The sequence below is a fragment of the Flexivirga lutea genome, from assembly GCF_054778955.1.
Map to the genome: position 1 here is coordinate 36,073 of NZ_BAAGZB010000003.1, position 15,614 is coordinate 51,686.

At 69.7% G+C, this 15,614-nt stretch carries 16 protein-coding genes; 10 read left to right on the forward strand and 6 right to left on the reverse strand.

Translation table 11 applies throughout. From position 1 onward, the window contains the following. Positions 1 to 8: 8 nt before the first annotated feature. Positions 9 to 380, reverse strand: a complete 372-nt coding sequence (locus tag ACYVBN_RS12860; protein ID WP_460600881.1) for a nuclear transport factor 2 family protein — start codon at positions 378 to 380, stop codon at positions 9 to 11. Positions 381 to 446: 66 nt separating this feature from the next. On the opposite strand from ACYVBN_RS12860, the gene ACYVBN_RS12865 reads away from it, so the two are divergent. Next, on the forward strand, positions 447 to 1,292 hold the full coding sequence (locus tag ACYVBN_RS12865) for an alpha/beta hydrolase (protein ID WP_460600882.1): 846 nt from the start codon (positions 447 to 449) through the stop codon (positions 1,290 to 1,292). Here ACYVBN_RS12865 and bioD read toward each other — a convergent pair. The 4 genes from bioD to bioB are packed head-to-tail and all read right to left on the reverse strand — an operon-like array spanning position 1,289 to position 5,508. After that, entirely contained in the window at positions 1,289 to 1,957 is a 669-nt protein-coding gene (gene bioD / locus ACYVBN_RS12870) for an ATP-dependent dethiobiotin synthetase BioD (protein ID WP_460600883.1), read from the reverse strand. The genes ACYVBN_RS12865 and bioD overlap by 4 nt on opposite strands. Beyond that, positions 1,954 to 3,087, reverse strand: a complete 1,134-nt coding sequence (locus ACYVBN_RS12875; protein WP_460600884.1) for an 8-amino-7-oxononanoate synthase — start codon at positions 3,085 to 3,087, stop codon at positions 1,954 to 1,956. The genes bioD and ACYVBN_RS12875 overlap by 4 nt, the downstream gene beginning before the upstream one ends. Next, positions 3,084 to 4,433 carry an aspartate aminotransferase family protein gene (bioA, locus tag ACYVBN_RS12880; RefSeq protein ID WP_460600885.1) on the reverse strand — a complete coding sequence of 450 codons (1,350 nt, stop codon included), beginning with the start codon at positions 4,431 to 4,433 and terminating at the stop codon, positions 3,084 to 3,086. Before bioA ends, ACYVBN_RS12875 begins: the two co-directional genes overlap by 4 nt. Further along, a complete protein-coding gene (gene bioB, locus ACYVBN_RS12885; RefSeq protein WP_460601168.1) occupies positions 4,426 to 5,508 on the reverse strand; it encodes a biotin synthase BioB in 1,083 nt (360 codons plus the stop codon). The genes bioA and bioB overlap by 8 nt, the downstream gene beginning before the upstream one ends. Before the next feature lie 65 nt (positions 5,509 to 5,573). On the opposite strand from bioB, the gene ACYVBN_RS12890 reads away from it, so the two are divergent. From ACYVBN_RS12890 to ahcY, 3 genes are all read left to right on the forward strand, one after another. Continuing rightward, on the forward strand, positions 5,574 to 6,128 hold the full coding sequence (locus ACYVBN_RS12890; RefSeq protein WP_460600886.1) for a TetR family transcriptional regulator: 555 nt from the start codon (positions 5,574 to 5,576) through the stop codon (positions 6,126 to 6,128). Continuing rightward, on the forward strand, positions 6,118 to 6,660 hold the full coding sequence (locus ACYVBN_RS12895; RefSeq protein WP_460600887.1) for a DinB family protein: 543 nt from the start codon (positions 6,118 to 6,120) through the stop codon (positions 6,658 to 6,660). The genes ACYVBN_RS12890 and ACYVBN_RS12895 overlap by 11 nt, the downstream gene beginning before the upstream one ends. Before the next feature lie 103 nt (positions 6,661 to 6,763). After that, the gene (ahcY, locus tag ACYVBN_RS12900) at positions 6,764 to 8,200 is read left to right on the forward strand and encodes an adenosylhomocysteinase (protein ID WP_460600888.1); all 1,437 of its coding nucleotides are present in this window, start codon (positions 6,764 to 6,766) and stop codon (positions 8,198 to 8,200) included. A 234-nt stretch (positions 8,201 to 8,434) separates the two neighbouring features. Here ahcY and ACYVBN_RS12905 read toward each other — a convergent pair whose 3' ends face one another. Then, on the reverse strand, positions 8,435 to 8,800 hold the full coding sequence (locus ACYVBN_RS12905) for a pyridoxamine 5'-phosphate oxidase (protein ID WP_440283583.1): 366 nt from the start codon (positions 8,798 to 8,800) through the stop codon (positions 8,435 to 8,437). 111 nt (positions 8,801 to 8,911) lie between these two features. Between ACYVBN_RS12905 and mtrA the strand changes: the two genes are divergently transcribed. The 6 genes from mtrA (at position 8,912) to ACYVBN_RS12935 (ending at position 15,599) form a co-directional block, all read left to right on the forward strand. Beyond that, positions 8,912 to 9,598, forward strand: a complete 687-nt coding sequence (gene mtrA, locus ACYVBN_RS12910) for an MtrAB system response regulator MtrA (RefSeq protein WP_460601169.1) — start codon at positions 8,912 to 8,914, stop codon at positions 9,596 to 9,598. An 11-nt stretch (positions 9,599 to 9,609) separates the two neighbouring features. After that, a complete protein-coding gene (gene mtrB, locus ACYVBN_RS12915) occupies positions 9,610 to 11,301 on the forward strand; it encodes an MtrAB system histidine kinase MtrB (protein WP_440283584.1) in 1,692 nt (563 codons plus the stop codon). Continuing rightward, positions 11,298 to 13,142 (forward strand): GerMN domain-containing protein, encoded by a 1,845-nt coding sequence (locus tag ACYVBN_RS12920; RefSeq protein ID WP_460600889.1) that lies wholly within the window; start codon positions 11,298 to 11,300, stop codon positions 13,140 to 13,142. The genes mtrB and ACYVBN_RS12920 overlap by 4 nt, the downstream gene beginning before the upstream one ends. Before the next feature lie 105 nt (positions 13,143 to 13,247). Next, a complete protein-coding gene (locus tag ACYVBN_RS12925) occupies positions 13,248 to 14,060 on the forward strand; it encodes a ComF family protein (protein ID WP_460600890.1) in 813 nt (270 codons plus the stop codon). 138 nt (positions 14,061 to 14,198) lie between these two features. Continuing rightward, positions 14,199 to 14,840, forward strand: a complete 642-nt coding sequence (gene hpf / locus ACYVBN_RS12930) for a ribosome hibernation-promoting factor, HPF/YfiA family (protein ID WP_440283587.1) — start codon at positions 14,199 to 14,201, stop codon at positions 14,838 to 14,840. A gap of 111 nt (positions 14,841 to 14,951) precedes the next feature. Further along, a complete protein-coding gene (locus ACYVBN_RS12935; RefSeq protein ID WP_460601170.1) occupies positions 14,952 to 15,599 on the forward strand; it encodes a transcriptional regulator in 648 nt (215 codons plus the stop codon). The last annotated feature ends 15 nt before the right edge of the window (positions 15,600 to 15,614 follow it).

The following is a 15,614-nucleotide window of genomic DNA, read 5'->3' on the forward strand; positions in this document are numbered from 1 at the left end:
GCTCCTTTCTACTCCGGGCGGGTGCCCTCCGGAGCGACCTGGCCGACATCGGTCCAGACCTCGGTGAGCTCGGCGATCAACCCGTCCCGCTCGGTGACGAAGCTCGCGACCTGGAACTCCTGGTCCGCGCCGTCCGGTCCGCCGACGATGAGCGCACGTGCAACCGCACGATCCCCGGAAGCCACGGCGTCGAGGACCTCAAGGCGTTGAAATCCCGGATACTCGGCGTTGAGCCGCACCCACTCGGGCCCGCCGAGCGTCTCCCCGGTGTGCGCATATCGGCAGACGAAGTCCGGATGGAGCAGCTCGCCCAGGGTGTCCCAGGCACAAGCGTCGATCCGGTCGCACAGGTCTCGTAGCAATGTCTCAGCGGTTGCCATGAGTGGACGGTAGGTGACGGCACCGACAGCCGAGCGCGGCCGACGGAGCGCAATAGGCTGAGCGACATGTCGACCCGGCTCCCGTACACGCCATTGCCGATCGATCAGTCCGATGTGCTCTACGAGCACGGGCCGGACTCGGAGCGGCGGGACGACGTCCCGCCTGGGGTGACGACCGAATTCACCCTCGAGGACAGCCGGATCTATCCGGGCACCGAGCGCACGGTCTGGGTGCACTCGCCGCATGACGCCTCCGGTGATCCGCTGCCGGTGATCGTCTTTCAGGACGGTTGGTGGTACCTGGATCCGGACGCCGACGTGCGGGGCGCCATCGTGCTCGACAACCTGATCCACGCCGGCGCCATACCGCCGATGATCGGCGTATTCGTGGAGCCCGGCGTATTCCCGGGCACCGACGACGCTCGAAAGCGCAAGAACCGCAATGCCGAGTACGACGCGTTCGACGTCCGATATGCCACGTTCCTGCTCGAGGAGGTGCTGCCTCGGGTGGACGAGATTGCGCCGACGACGGACGACCCCGACGCGCGTGCACTCTGTGGCGGCAGTAGTGGTGGCAACTGCTCCATCACCGCTGCCTGGCACCGGCCGGACGTGTTCCGGAAGGTGATCGCCCTGGTCTCCAGCTTCGCGCAGATCCCCGGTGGCAACCCCTACCCGCGACTGCTCGCGACAACACCGCGCAAGCCATTGCGGCTCTTCCTGCAGGAGAGCCATCGAGACCTCCGCTGGGACGAGCCGGAGGACAACTGGCTCGCCGAAAACCTCCGCACCGCAGCGGCGCTCGCGGAGGCGGCATACGACTTCCGGTTCGTCCTCGGCGAAGGCGAGCACGCCGGCAACCACGGCGGCGTCCTCCTGCCGGACGCGCTTCGCTGGCTCTGGCGGAACTAGCGGGGGACCAGCGGCAGCCAACCACGCGCGGCTGCCACGAATTCGTCGCGTGGCAGTCCGCCTGCTCCAGCCGGTATGGCGCCCAACAGTGGCACCGCACCGCTCTCGAAGGCCTCTCGGTTGCTGAGTTCCACCGCGGAGGGATCGACCGGCCAGGAACCCAGAACAATGCCGAGCGGCTGACTCCCCCTGGCCTGCAACGCTTCCAGCGTCAGCGCGGTGTGGTTCAGGGTGCCCAACGCTGACCGCACCACCACCACGACGGGTGCGTCGAGCGCGATCGCGAGATCGGCGATCGTCTCGCCGCCTTCGGTCAGCTCCACGAGCAGGCCCCCCGCGCCCTCGACAAGCACGACGTCGAAGGCGCGCTCCAGCTCGGTGATCCGGCCCAGATGATCGTCGAGGCGGGGGAGTGTGGCCGACTCGAGCGCTGCGGCAGGTCTCGGTGCCATTGCGGCGACCAAGCGCACGCCGTCCTCGCCACGGACACCGGTGAGACGTTCGACCTTCGCGACGTCACCGGGTTCGCCGCCGGTGACGCCGGTCTGGGTCGGCTTGTACACCGCCACGCTCCGGCCAGCAGCAGTGTGCACTGCCGAGATCGCGGCCGTGGCAATGGTTTTGCCCACATCAGTGTCGGTCCCGGTGACGACGAGGGCGGTCATGTCGTGACCCGCTCGGTCCGCGCGGACGCAGCTCGCACCTGTGCCGCCGCCGACTCGACGACGTCCAGCGGCAGATCCGCTCGCGCCGTGATCCGCAGGCGGGAGACCCCGTCCGGCACGCTCGGTGGCCGGAAGCAGCCGACCAGCACTCCGGCCGAACGCAACTCCTCCCGTGCAGCGACTGCCTCGAGCGGACCTGGCATCGGCACCGACTGCACCGCACCGGCCGCGGGTGCGATGCCGCACTGTTCGGCGATCACCGCCGCGCGCACGTGTACGGCCTCCGCCAGCTCGGGTCGGGTCCCGATGATCCGCGCAGCCTCGGTCGCGGCTCCGGCAGCCGCAGGTGCGAGGCCGGTGTCGAAGATGAAGGATCGTGCCGAGTTGACGAGATGATCCCGCATCGGTCTCGCGGAAAGCACGGCCCCGCCTTGCGCGCCAAGCGATTTGGAGAGCGTGACCGTCACCACCAGGTCGGCTGTGCCCGCCAGCCCGAGTGCTCGGACCCGCCCGCCACCGTCGCCGGCGACCCCGATCCCGTGGGCCTCGTCGACGAGCAACAAGGCGTCGTGGCGTCGGCAGACGGCATGCAGCTCAGCCAGCGGAGCGGCGTCCCCGAGGACGGAGTAGATCGACTCCACCGCCACGAGCACGCGCGCACCGTCGAGTCGACGCAGTCGCGCATCGAGATCAGCCGGGTCGTTGTGCGCGAAGACGTCGTATGGCGACCGCGACATGCGGGCCGCATCGTGCAGCGAAGCGTGCGCGTGTGCATCGAGCAGGATGTGCGCACCACGTCCGGTCAGTGCTGTCACGGCGCCCAGGTTGGCGGCATAACCGCTCGAAAACGCAAGTGCGGCGGGCCATTCGGTCAACTCGCACAATGCGGACTCGAGCTCGCGGTGGACCGGGAGGGTGCCAGTCACGAGCCGTGAAGCACCCGCGCCGGCGCCATACTGCTCGGTCGCCGCCACAGCTGCTTCGACGACGCGTGCGTCGCGAGCCAGGCCGAGGTAGTCGTTCGACGCGAGGTCGATCATCGAGTCGTCGCGCAGCACGGGATCGATGCGGTCGACACCGCGCTCGTGACGCAGTCCCGCGCGTTCGGCGAGCCATTGATCCCAGGTCATCCGTGCACCTCGCGCACGGCGGCGACCATCCCGGCACAGATGATTGCGACGTCCTCGTCGGTGCAGACGTATGGCGGCATCGTGTAGACCAGATCGCGGAACGGCCTGACCCACACGCCGTGTCGCACGGCGGCGGCCGTCACGGCTGCGACGTCGACCTGCCGGTCCAGCTGTATGACGCCAACCGCGCCCACCGTCCGCACGCCGACCACCGAGTCCAGCTCGAGCGCGGCCGACAGCCCGGCCCGCAGCCCGGCGTCGACCCGAGATACGTTCTGCGACCAGGAGTCCCGCAACAGGTCCAGCGATGCCGACGCCACCTCGCAGGCCAGTGGATTGGCCATGAAGGTCGGTCCGTGCAGCAGCGCGCCGAAGGACGACTCGGTGATGGCGGCACCGACCCGGGACGACATCAGCACGGCCGCCAGCGACAGGTAGCCGCCCGTCAGCGCCTTGCCGACGCACATGACGTCCGGTGCCACGTCGGCCCATTCACACGCGAAAAGCCTTCCGGTGCGGCCGAACCCGGTCGCGATCTCGTCGGCGATCAGCAGCAGACCGTGCTCGTCGGCCACTTCGCGCATGACCCGGACACATCGCGGGTCGTAGGGATACATGCCGCCGGCACCCTGCAGGACGGGCTCCATCACGATGGCCGCGAGTTCCCGTGCGTGCTCCGCAGCGAGCGACCGGAAGTCCGCCACCCACTGCGCGAATGCCGTCTCGTCGGTGGTCCAGCGACCATCGGCATCCAGCTGCGCCAGCGGCGGCCGGCGCGCGAAGAGGTGCGATGCGAGCACACCCGGGAAGGCAGAGTGCATGCCGTCGACCGGATCGCACACGCTCATCGCCGCGAACGTGTCACCGTGGTAGCCGCCGCGAATGGTCAGAAACCGTTGCCGCCCAGGGGAACCCGTAGCTGCCTGATACTGCAGCGCGAGTTTCAGGGCGACCTCCACCGACACCGATCCGGAGTCGGCGAAGAAGACGTGCGCCATCGGCCCCGGCGCCATCGCGACCAGTCGCTCCGCGAGCTCGACCGCCGGCTCGTGGGTCAACCCACCGAACATCACATGGCTGAAGTCCTCGATCTGCCGATGTGCCGCCGTGTCCAACACCGGGTGGCGGTAACCGTGCACCGCGCACCACCAGGACGCCATCGCATCGACGACCTCGGTGGTGCCGCCGTCCGGACACTCCAACGAGAGCCGCACTCCGGAGGCACCCGAAACGGCATACGGCACGGGGCCGTTCAGCGGTGCGTAGGGGTGCCAGACCAGGCCGCGGTCGCGCGTGGCGAGGTCCCCGCCGGCGTGGCGGGTGGCGAGTGCGGCGACCTCACGCATTCGGTTGCAGCTCGGTCCCCGCGCCGCGGCGGCGGATCGTCGGATCGGCGACGTGGTCTCGATACGCGGCTGGTTCCTCGCCGTCGCGCGACTCGCTCGAACTGCCCAACACCACGAAGCCGTTGTCCTCGATCATCGCGAGGTCATCCTTGGCGGCTTGTCCCTCGGAGGTCAGGTAGTCACCCAGGAAGATCGAGTTCGCCAGGTGCAGGGCCTGCGCCTGCAGTGACCGCAGGTGCATCTCGCGGCCGCCTGCGATGCGGATCTCCTTGTCGGGGCAGACCATGCGCGCCATGGCCAGGATCTTCAGGCAGCGCAGCGGCGTGAGTTCCCAGGTGTCCTCGAACGGCGTCCCGTCGAAGGGCATCAGGAAGTTCACCGGGATTGAGTCGGAGCCGATCTCACGGAGTGCGAACAACGCCTCGACCAGTTGCTCGTCGCTCTCGCCGAGTCCCGCGATGAGCCCGGAACACGGGGACAGCCCGGCCGACTTGGCACGCTCGACGGTATCCACACGGTCGGCGTACGTGTGGGTCGTTACGATCGAATCGTGGTGCGACTCAGCGGTGTTGATGTTGTGGTTGTAGGCATCGACACCGGCCGAGCGCAACTTCTCGGCCTGGCCGTCCTTGAGCAGGCCCAGGCAGGCGCAGACCTCGACATCGGGATGCTCGTCCTTCAGTGCGGTCACCATCGCCGACACCCGGTCGACGTCACGGTTGGTCGGCCCGCGCCCGCTGCTGACCATGCACACCCGCGTCGCGCCGCCGCGCACGCCCGCGGTGGCCTGGGCGATCGCCTCGTCCGTCTGCAGCCACTTGTACTTCAGGATGTCGGCGTCCGACCCGAGCGCCTGCGAGCAGTAGTGGCAGTCCTCCGGACACAATCCGGACTTGAGGTTGACCAGGTAGTTGACCTTGACCGTGTTGCCGAAGTGCGCGCGCCGCAGCCGCGCGATCGAAGCGGTCAACTGCAGCACCTCCGGGTCCGGAGCCGACAGCACCGCGAGAGCGTCCTGCGGCGTCGCCTGCTCACCTGCGAGGATTTCGGTGACACGATGGTCGATGAACGACATATCCTTGAACACCGTTCAAGTATGCCGCGACGACCGCCACGCGCGCGACCCGGAGGTGCGAGTCCATGCCGTTGACCCATGACGAGGTCATCGATGCCGCGGTCGGACTGCTGCGCGCACACGGCCTGGCCGACCTGACGATGCGCCGGCTCGCCCGGGAACTCCAGGTGCAGCCCGGCGCCCTCTACTGGCACGTCGACAACAAGCAGACCCTGCTGATCCGCGTCGCCGAACGCATGCTCGCCGACGTCACCACGGCAGCCGGTGCCGAGCCGGTCGCCGGCATCCGGCACCTGGCCCGGGGGATCCGAGAAGCGGTCCTGCCCGTCCCGGACGGCTCCGCGGTCGTCGCCCTCGGCTACGCCCTCGACCCGGACTCCGTGCCCGCCTTCGTCCGCCTCCGGAGACTGGTCGGCCGGCTCACCGAAACCCCCGCCGACACCGCCGCCGCCACCGACCTGATCGCCCACCACGTCCTCGGCTCGGTCAGCGACGAACAGGATCGCCGCGCCGCCGGCCTCGACGTGCACGGCGCCGGCGCCGCCTTCGAGCGCGGCCTCGATCTCGCCCTGGCCCCGATCATCCCTGCCACCGCCCGAAGGAGCGCCCATGGCAACTGACGAGATCGTCCCCGATAGCAAGGACTGGACGTGGGTACTCGAACGCCCTTGTCCTGAATGTGGATTCGAGGCGGGCGCCATACCCGGTGCGGCACTCGGTGCGCGGATCCTGCAAGCGGTCGAGCCGTGGCCCGAGGTGCTGCGGCGACCCGGCGCGGCCCGACGCAACCGACCCGGTGTCTGGTCCGACCTGGAATACGGCGCCCACGTGCGCGACGTCTGCCGGGTGTTCGATCGGCGGCTGCGGCTGATGCTGGACCGCGACGACCCGCCCTTCGACAACTGGGACCAGGACGCCGCCGCGGTCGAGGGCGCGTATGCCGAACAGTCGCCGTCGACCGTGGCCGCGGAGATCGGCCCCGCCGCCGACACCCTCGCCACCCGGTTCGACACGGTGCCCGACGACGCCTGGCGACGGACCGGCCGCCGCGCGGGCGGCTCCACCTTCACCGTGCTCACCCTCGGGCGGTACTGCCTGCACGACCTCGTCCACCACCTGCGCGACGTGGGCGCGCCGGCGGCCGGCGAGTAGACTGCCGGCACCGGCGTGGGTGATGACCCTTGTGCCAATAGCAGCCCAGAGGGGCGCGCCGGCTCGGACAGTTGACAGCAACCATTAAGGGGAACGGACACCCATGTCGTTCGACTTCAAGGTCAAGGATCTGAGCCTGCACGAGGCAGGACGTCACCAACTCCGCCTGGCCGAGCACGAGATGCCCGGCCTGATGGCGATCCGCGAGGAGTATGCCGCCAGCCAGCCGCTCAAGGGCGCCAAGATCACCGGCTCGCTGCACATGACCGTGCAGACGGCCGTCCTCATCGAGACCCTCACCGCGCTCGGCGCGCAGGTGCGCTGGGCCTCGTGCAACATCTACTCCACCCAGGACGAGGCCGCGGCCGCTGTCGTCGTCGGTCCCCACGGCACCGCGGACGACCCCCAGGGCGTCCCAGTCTTCGCCTGGAAGGGCGAGACGCTCGAGGAGTACTGGGACTGCACCGACCTGGCGCTGACCTGGCCCGAGGGCGACGGCCCCAACATGATCCTCGACGACGGCGGCGACGCCACCATGCTCGTCCACAAGGGCAAGGAGTGGGAAGGCGCCGGTCAGGTCCCGCCCACGACCGACGCCGACGCCGAGGAGTTCCAGGTCTTCAAGACACTGGTGCGCCGCACCCTCGAGCAGGACCCGCAGAAGTGGACCAAGGTCGCCGCCCAGGTCAAGGGCGTCACCGAGGAGACCACCACCGGCGTCCACCGCCTCTACGAACTCGCCAAGGCCGGCGAACTGCTCTTCCCGGCGATCAACGTCAACGACTCGGTCACCAAGAGCAAGTTCGACAACAAATACGGCTGCCGCCACTCCGTGCTCGACGGGCTCAACCGCGCCACCGACGTCCTGGTGGGCGGCAAGGTGGCCGTCGTCTGCGGGTACGGCGACGTCGGCAAGGGCTGCGCCGCCGCACTCGCCGGCCAGGGCGCCCGGGTGATCGTCACCGAGATCGACCCCATCTGTGCCCTGCAGGCCGCCATGGAGGGCTTCCAGGTCGCCCGCTTGGACGACGTGGTCGGCGAAGCGGACATCTTCGTCACCACCACCGGCAACTTCAACATCATCACCGCCGCGCACATGCAGCAGATGAAGAACAAGGCGATCGTCTCCAACATCGGACACTTCGACAACGAGATCGACATGGCCGGGCTGGCCAAGGTCGACGGTGTCACCAAGACCGAGATCAAGCCTCAGGTCCACGAGTGGACCTTCCCGGGCGGCAACTCCATCATCGTGCTGTCCGAGGGCCGGCTGATGAACCTCGGCAACGCCACCGGCCACCCGAGCTTCGTCATGTCCAACTCGTTCGCCAACCAGACCATCGCGCAGATCGAGCTGTTCACCAAGCCCGGCGAATACGACAAGCAGGTCTACGTGCTGCCCAAGCACCTCGACGAGAAGGTCGCCCGCCTGCACCTGCCGGCACTCGGCGCCCAGCTCACCGAACTCACCAAGGAGCAGGCCGAATACATCGGTGTCGACGTCGCCGGGCCCTACAAGCCGGAGATGTACCGCTACTGAGTCTTTGGACTCCGCTCCTCCGACGAGTAATGGGCCAGGTCCGCGAGCGAGCTCGCGGGACCTGGCCCATTACTCGTCTACGTCGCTCCGTCGGGCGTCCGCTTGTCGTGCGGTTGGCTGATCCTTGCCTGTCGCCCGGCTCGACTTCTCGTTCGGTTGGCTGATCCTTGCCTGTCGCCCGGCTCGGCTTGTCGTGCGGTCGCCGGGTCTTGCCTGTCGCCCGGCTCGCGACGCTCAGATGCGCCGGCAGTCGTCGGCGCAGTCCTCGTCCGCCGCGCCGCCGTCCGCGTGAGCCATGGGGCGGTGCAGCACCGCGGCGGTCGGCGACACGTGCAGGGCGTCACCGGTGTCCTCGGCGGAGCCATCCACGATCAGGGAGTAGCCGTGCGGCTCCAGCGGTGGGAAGAGCAGCGTCACCACCGGGTTGGCCGCGATGTTGGCAGCGGTCCGCTTGCTCCAGGTCAGTCGGAAGACGCCGTCCACCAGGACCGGGTCGACCGCAACAGCCCGCACGCGGGCGTCGGTGGTGGTCAATACATAGGCGGTGCCGTAACCGCCAATGGTTTCGGCGAGAGCTGCGAGATCGACCGACGTACTCATACATCCCACCGTACTGTGGCCGCGGCGGTGCGGGCCGGTGGTCCGCTGACGACATACGCTGGACGTCATGCCGCCGACACCGGGGGTGCGGCTCTGCTCGTGAAAGGACCCATACACGTGACCAACGGACGCGTTCTGGTCGTCGACGACGACCCATCGCTGGCCGAGATGCTCGGCATCATCCTGCAGGGCGAAGGCCTGGAGGTGACCTTCTGCGCCACCGGGGACCACGCGCTGGAGGCGTTCCGCGACGCCAAGCCGGACATGGTCCTGCTCGACGTGATGCTCCCAGGCATCGACGGTGTGGAGGTGTGCCGCCAGATCCGTGCCGAGTCGACCGTCCCCATCGTCATGCTGACCGCCCGCACCGACACCGTCGACGTGGTGCTGGGCCTGGAGTCCGGAGCGGACGACTACATCACCAAACCGTTCAAGCCGCAGGAGCTGGTCGCCCGGGTGCGTGCCCGGCTGCGCCGCGGTGACGACGTGGAGTCGGAGGCACTGACCCTGGGTGATCTGTCCATCGACGTGTCCGGCCATGCGGTGCAGCGGGCCGGTGAACCGATCCTGTTGACGCCGCTGGAGTTCGACCTGCTGGTCGCGCTGGCCCGTAAGCCGTGGCAGGTCTTCTCCCGCGAGACGCTGCTGGAGCAGGTGTGGGGTTACCGGCACGCCGGTGACACCCGCCTGGTCAACGTGCACGTGCAGCGCCTGCGCTCCAAGGTCGAGAAGGACCCGGAGAACCCCGAGATCGTGCTCACCGTGCGCGGCGTCGGGTACAAAGCCGGACCGGCCTGACGGAGCACTCGTTGCACGGTTCGATCGAGCAGATCTGGCGCCGCACCGAACGCCTCGCCGTCCGGGGCGGCGCTGCGATCGCTCGCCTCTGGCGGCGCTCGCTGCACTTCCGGGTCGTCACCATCACGGTGTTCCTGGGCACGTTCGTCGCCCTCGGGCTGGGCACCTACATGTATCAGCGGATCGCCAGCGGGCTGGCGTCGCGGGCCACCAACATCGCCGAGCACGAGGCGCTCAACCAGCGCAGCGACGCGCAGAGCCAGTTCAACAACGCACCGCGCACCGACATCTCCTCGCTGCGTGCGATCGCGCAGCAGCTGGCCTCCAGCGCCGGCACCAAGGTGGGGGACCAGAACGTCCGCGTGGTGATCGTGCGGGCGCCCGGCAACACCTTCCAGCCGCTGGGCACCATCTCCACCCAGCAGGGCGACGAGAAGCTCATCCCGGACGCGCTGCGTGCCGCCGTGCAGAAGGACCCGGCACACGCCCAGCTGCAGATCGGCTCGATGCGGGTCGACGGTCGCAAGGTGCCGGCGGTCGTGGTGGGCGCCCGGATCGCCATACCCAACGCCGGCAACTACGACTACTTCCTGATCGCGCCGATGACCGCCGAGTCGCAGATGCTCGGCATCGTGCGCACGTCGTTCCTGCTCGGCGGGCTGGCGCTGATCCTGCTGCTGGCCGGGATCGCCTACCTGGTCACCCGGATGGTCGTCACCCCGGTGCGGGACGCAGCGCACGTCTCGGAGCGGTTGACCGCCGGCGCCCTCAACGAGCGCATGCAGGTCAGCGGCGAGGACGACCTGGCCCGGTTGGCGACGTCGTTCAACGCGATGGCGGACAGTCTGCAACGACAGATCCGCCAGCTGGAGGACCTGTCCAAGCTGCAGCAACGCTTCACCTCCGACGTCTCCCACGAACTCCGCACCCCGTTGACCACCATCCGGATGGCGGTCGACATGATCCACGCCAGCCGGGCCGACTTCGCGGCGCCGGTCGCCCGGTCCGCCGAGTTGCTCAGCCGCGAGCTCGACCGTTTCGAGTCGTTGCTGACCGACCTGCTGGAGATCAGCCGGTTCGACGCCGGCGCGACCGCCGCCGGCACCGAGCAGATCGACCTGCGGGACATCGTCGGCCGGGTGGTCGACGCCTGTGAGCCGCTCGCGGAGGCGCAAGGGGTCAAGCTGCGCGTGCACTCCCGGCGTGCGGCGGTGGCGCCGATGGACGCCCGGCGCATCGAGCGCGTCGTGCGCAACCTGGTCACCAACGCCATCGAGCACGCCGAACACAAGCCCGTCGACATCACCGTCGGCGCCAATCCCACAGCGGTCGCGGTGGCGGTCCGTGACTACGGCGTCGGGCTGCGGCCCGGCGACGCCGAGCAGGTCTTCAACCGTTTCTGGCGGGCCGACCCGGCGCGGGCGCGCACCACCGGCGGCACCGGCCTGGGCCTGTCGATCGCGCTGGAGGACGCCCGGTTGCACGACGGCTGGCTGCAGGCATGGGGCGAGGTCGGCAACGGCTCGTGCTTCCGGCTGACGCTGCCCGTGCACGCCGGGCAGCCGATCGGCCGGTCGCCGGTCACCCTCGCACCCGACGACTCCAGCATCGGCCTGGCCATGCCCAGCGGCAACAGCCTGACCATCGGCACGCGGGTGGCCGGTGCGCCGCGGCCGGGGGACGGTTCGCGGAGGTTCACGTGAGATCCGGGATGCGGTCGGCGCCTGGGCCCGGCGCGCGCCATCGGCCGGTGCTGGCCGCCCTGGTGCTGCTGGTCGCACTCGCGATGGCCGGCTGCAGCGGGCTGCCCACCAGCAGCAGTGTTCACGCCGGCCAGGCGATCGACAACCACGCGGCGCCGACGATCGGCAACATCGAATACCCCGGACCGTCGCCCGGCGCGAGCCAGAAGGACATCGTCGGCGGGTTCCTGGACGCCACGGCAGGCACCAACCAGAACTACGAGCGCGCCCGCGAATACCTGACCAAGACCGCCAGCCGGGCATGGGCGCCGCGCACCGTCGCGGTCACCTCCGGCACCCGCGACCTGATGATCAGCGGCCGCAACACGATCACCGCGACCGCCGAGAGCGCCGCTTCCCTCGACGCCGAAGCACACCTGACCGAGCGACCCGAGGGCGCGACGACCACCGCGGAGTTCGGGCTGAGCAAGGTCGACGGCGAATGGCGGATCTCCACGCTGCCGGCGGACTTCGGGCTGTGGATGAACGTCGAGCAGTTCAAACGCATCTACCAGCCGCAGGAGGTCTACTACGCGGCCGCCACCGGTCACACGCTGGTGCCCGACACCCAGTGGTACACCCAGACCGGGCTGGTCAGCTCGCTGGCCGCCGCCGTGGTGCGCGGTGCCCCCGCCTGGATGAACGGTATGACCCTCCCGGCGCTGCCGCGGGGCAGTGAGCTGACCGGATCGTCGGTGTCCATCGACAACGACGGCGTCGCCTCGGTGAACGTCAGCGAGGAGGTGCTGTCCGCCACCCCCGCACAGCGAACCGCCTTGTGGGCCAGCATGCTGGCCACCCTGGGACAGGTCAGTGAGGTGCGGCGGGTGGTCGTGCTGGTCGACGGTGCCAGGCTGCAGACACCCCAACTGCCCGACAGTCCCAACACGCCCGCGGACTTCGGCTACACCGCCGTCAGCGGCAACCCGGCTCAGCTGGTCGGCCGCACCAGTCCCACCCAGCTGCAGTGGATGGACAGCGGCAACCCCGGGGTGGACCTGCGTAACAAGGGCGGCGTCAAGGACCGGCCGACGCTGCCCACGATCAACCGCAACTGGTACCGCCTGGCCGTCTCGGGTGACGGGAAACAGGTCGCGGCGATCGACGGAGCCAACGCCGTCCTGGGCCGCTGGGTGAACGGCCACCTGAGCCGGATCAGCGGTTTCGGCACCGACCTGGTCGCCCCGAGCTTCTCCTCCACCCGCTCCGACTCCGGCGACGCGGTCAACGAGCTGTGGGTCGCCGGCCGGTCCACTCCGAAGGATTCCGGCGGCAAGTCGGCCTACGGCACGCTGTGGGTCGTCGACACCGAGCTACCGGTCGCGGACGCCCAGCCGCAACCGGTCGAGGCCTCGTGGCTGCGCGACAAGCGGATCATCGCCATCCGGTTGTCGCCGGACGGGGAGCGCATCGCCGTGGCCGTGCGGACCCCGAAGGGCGCCGATCAGGTCTACGTCGCCGGGGTCGTGCGTGGCAGGAACGGGCACGCGCAGTCGCTGACCACCCCGCTGCGGGTCGCGCCCAGCGTCACCGACGTGCTCGACGTCGGCTGGATCGACTACGCGACCCTGGCGGTGCTGTGCCGCGACGACCAGTCCGGCACCGTACAGCCGCTGAGCGTGCCGATCGGCGGGTTGAGCAGCGACCTGGGCGAGACGCCCGGAGGCGAGCAACTGGTGGCCACCGGTGGCGGCGCCAGCTCGCTGTACGTCGAGACCGACGCCGACACGGTGCTGACGCGGGTGGGCGCCAGCTGGCAGAAGGTGCCCGGTGTCACGGCGATGATCGCCTCCGGCACCTGAGGTCCGGTCGCGCCGCCGTCCACATCCCCGCCCGGCGGCACGCTCCGTCCACCGCCGGCCGGTCCCGTAGGGCGACCCGACCGGGACCTGGCGCACGATGGTCCGGTGTTCGCTCCACCGGCCGCCCTGCGCAGCTCCGACTGTCGCGCCGCGTTGCACGCGATCGGCGACCTGGCGCTGCCACGGTCCTGTGCCGGCTGTGACGCCTCCGGTGTCGCGCTGTGCCGGCGGTGTCGTGCCGCACTGGCCGATGCGCTCGCCGAGCCGGCGTTCGTCGCCCGGCCCAGGCCATGGCCGCCCGGGTTCCCCGCCACCTGGTCCCAGGTCCCGTATGACGGAGTCGTCGCCGCATTGCTTCGCGCCTTCAAGGACTCCGGCCGCGCCGACGTCGGGCCACCGCTGGCGCTGCTGCTGCGTTCCGCGTTCGCCGCTGCGGTCGCCCACGATGATGGCGCCGCCCGGGCCCTGCGGGCCGGGCGGCGCCTGCTCGTGGTGCCGATGCCGAGCCGGGCGTCCTCGACCCGGGCGCGAGGCCGGGAGCCCACGCTCGAGCTGGGGCGTCGAGCCCTGGCCCGGCTGCCCCCGCTGGCGCTGCGTCGGGTGCTGCGGGTGGCGCGCACCGGACGCGACCAGGCCGGGCTGAGCGCGGTGGAACGCACCCGCAACATCAGCGGTGCGATGCGGCTGTCGGTCGCGGGCCGTCGCCTCGTCCCGGGCCGGGTTTGCGTGGTGATCGACGACATCGTCACCACCGGTTCGTCGCTCGCCGAGGCCCGTGCCGCCCTCGTCGACGGGGGAGCGGAGCACGTCCTGGCCGCGACCGTCGCCGCCACCCAGCGGCATGTCGGCGCGAGCGCCGCGGTGCCGGCAGGGTGTCCCCCTGACGGGCCATTTACGGGTGTGGGTCCGGTGGTTTAACGTCGGTGCATGGAGCACTTCGTGCGATCGACACACCGCGTCACGGTGCTCCGCCCGCCCTCCCGGAGGAGGTGTCCGACCGGCCGCTAAGGGATGCCGACCCGCCTCACCGACTGCAGTCGACACCAGGAGTGCACCATGGAGATCACCGTTACCGGACGTCATGTCACGGTCCCCGAGCGTTTTCGTCGGCACATCGAAGAGAAGCTGAGCAAGGTTCCTCAGCTCGACCCGCGGGTCAGTCGGTGCGACGTCGTGGTCACGCACGAGGCCAATCCACGGCAGGCCAAGGAAGCGGAACGCATAGAGATCACCTGTCACGCCAAGAGGTCGGTGATCCGTGCGGAGGCGTGCGCGGACGACGTCTACGGCGCGCTCGACGTCGCGATGACACGGCTCGGCGAGCGCCTGCGCCGCACCAGCGACAAGCGGCGGGTGCACCGCGGCCGCAAGCAACCCACCTCCGTCCACGACGCGACCTCGACACTCACCGTGCCGGTCAGCGACGCAGCGGTGGAGGACAAGCCGCTGCCCGCGCACATCGCCAAGGTCGGCGGCGACGAGGACTGCCCGATCCAGCTGCGGGAGAAGGTCCACGCGAGCGCACCGATGGGCGTCGACCAGGCGCTCAACGAGATGGAGCTCGTCGGCCACGACTTCTACCTCTACCAGGACGCCGAAACCGGCAAACCGTCTGTGGTCTATCGTCGTCGTGGGTGGTCCTACGGCGTCATACAGCTCGACGTCGTGGAGGAGCCGCCGGCCGCAAGCACCGCATGAGCACCGCAATGACCATGCACCTGACGACACGTGACTGACCTTCCACGCACGCGAAGCGGGGCCGATGCACCATCGGCCCCGCTTCCTGCGCGTCCCGAGCCGGTGCGCGTGATGCTGGTCGAGGACTACACGATCTACCGGCACGGGCTGCGGATGATCCTCGACCTCGAGGACGACATCGTGGTGGTCGGGGAGACCGGCAGCGCAGTGGAGGCGCTGGACCTCGCGGCGTCCTCGTCGCCCGACGTGGTCGTCCTGGACATCTTCCTGTCCGACGGCAACGGCCTGCGGGTGTGCCGGCAGCTGGTGGAACGCTTCCCGGGCACCCACGTGCTGATGCTCACCGCGTCCGACGACGACGCCGACCTGGTCGAGGCGGTCCGGGCCGGCGCGACCGGTTACCTGCTCAAGGACATCGCGCCCGACCAGTTGCCGAAGGCCATCCGCACGGTCGCCGACGGCAACGCGCTGCTCGCACCGGAGCTCGGCGCGACGCTCTTCGCGAAGTTCTCGGCGCTGGTGCGCGGCGCACCGACGCACGAGGACGAGGCCGTCGCGGAGTTGACCGAGCGCGAACGCGAGGTGCTCGGCCTGGTGGCCCGTGGCTGGTCCAACCGCAAGATCGCCGGCGAGCTCTTCATCGCCGAGAACACCGTCAAGAACCACGTCCGCAACATCCTGGACAAGTTGCAGCTGCGCAGCCGCATGGAGGCCGCGATGTATGCCGTCCGCGGCGGTCTCATCGACCCGACCGACTGACCCGTGCCGGTCAGT

Bases quoted from the DNA above. Each gene is read 5' to 3' on its own strand.
- ACYVBN_RS12860 (WP_460600881.1), bottom strand. From the start codon at position 380: ATGGCAACCGCTGAGACATTGCTACGAGACCTGTGCGACCGGATCGAC.
- ACYVBN_RS12865 (WP_460600882.1), top strand. From the start codon at position 447: ATGTCGACCCGGCTCCCGTACACGCCATTGCCGATCGATCAGTCCGAT.
- bioD (WP_460600883.1), bottom strand. From the start codon at position 1,957: ATGACCGCCCTCGTCGTCACCGGGACCGACACTGATGTGGGCAAAACC.
- ACYVBN_RS12875 (WP_460600884.1), bottom strand. From the start codon at position 3,087: ATGACCTGGGATCAATGGCTCGCCGAACGCGCGGGACTGCGTCACGAG.
- bioA (WP_460600885.1), bottom strand. From the start codon at position 4,433: ATGCGTGAGGTCGCCGCACTCGCCACCCGCCACGCCGGCGGGGACCTC.
- bioB (WP_460601168.1), bottom strand. From the start codon at position 5,508: ATGTCGTTCATCGACCATCGTGTCACCGAAATCCTCGCAGGTGAGCAG.
- ACYVBN_RS12890 (WP_460600886.1), top strand. From the start codon at position 5,574: ATGCCGTTGACCCATGACGAGGTCATCGATGCCGCGGTCGGACTGCTG.
- ACYVBN_RS12895 (WP_460600887.1), top strand. From the start codon at position 6,118: ATGGCAACTGACGAGATCGTCCCCGATAGCAAGGACTGGACGTGGGTA.
- ahcY (WP_460600888.1), top strand. From the start codon at position 6,764: ATGTCGTTCGACTTCAAGGTCAAGGATCTGAGCCTGCACGAGGCAGGA.
- ACYVBN_RS12905 (WP_440283583.1), bottom strand. From the start codon at position 8,800: ATGAGTACGTCGGTCGATCTCGCAGCTCTCGCCGAAACCATTGGCGGT.
- hpf (WP_440283587.1), top strand. From the start codon at position 14,199: ATGGAGATCACCGTTACCGGACGTCATGTCACGGTCCCCGAGCGTTTT.
- ACYVBN_RS12935 (WP_460601170.1), top strand. From the start codon at position 14,952: ATGCTGGTCGAGGACTACACGATCTACCGGCACGGGCTGCGGATGATC.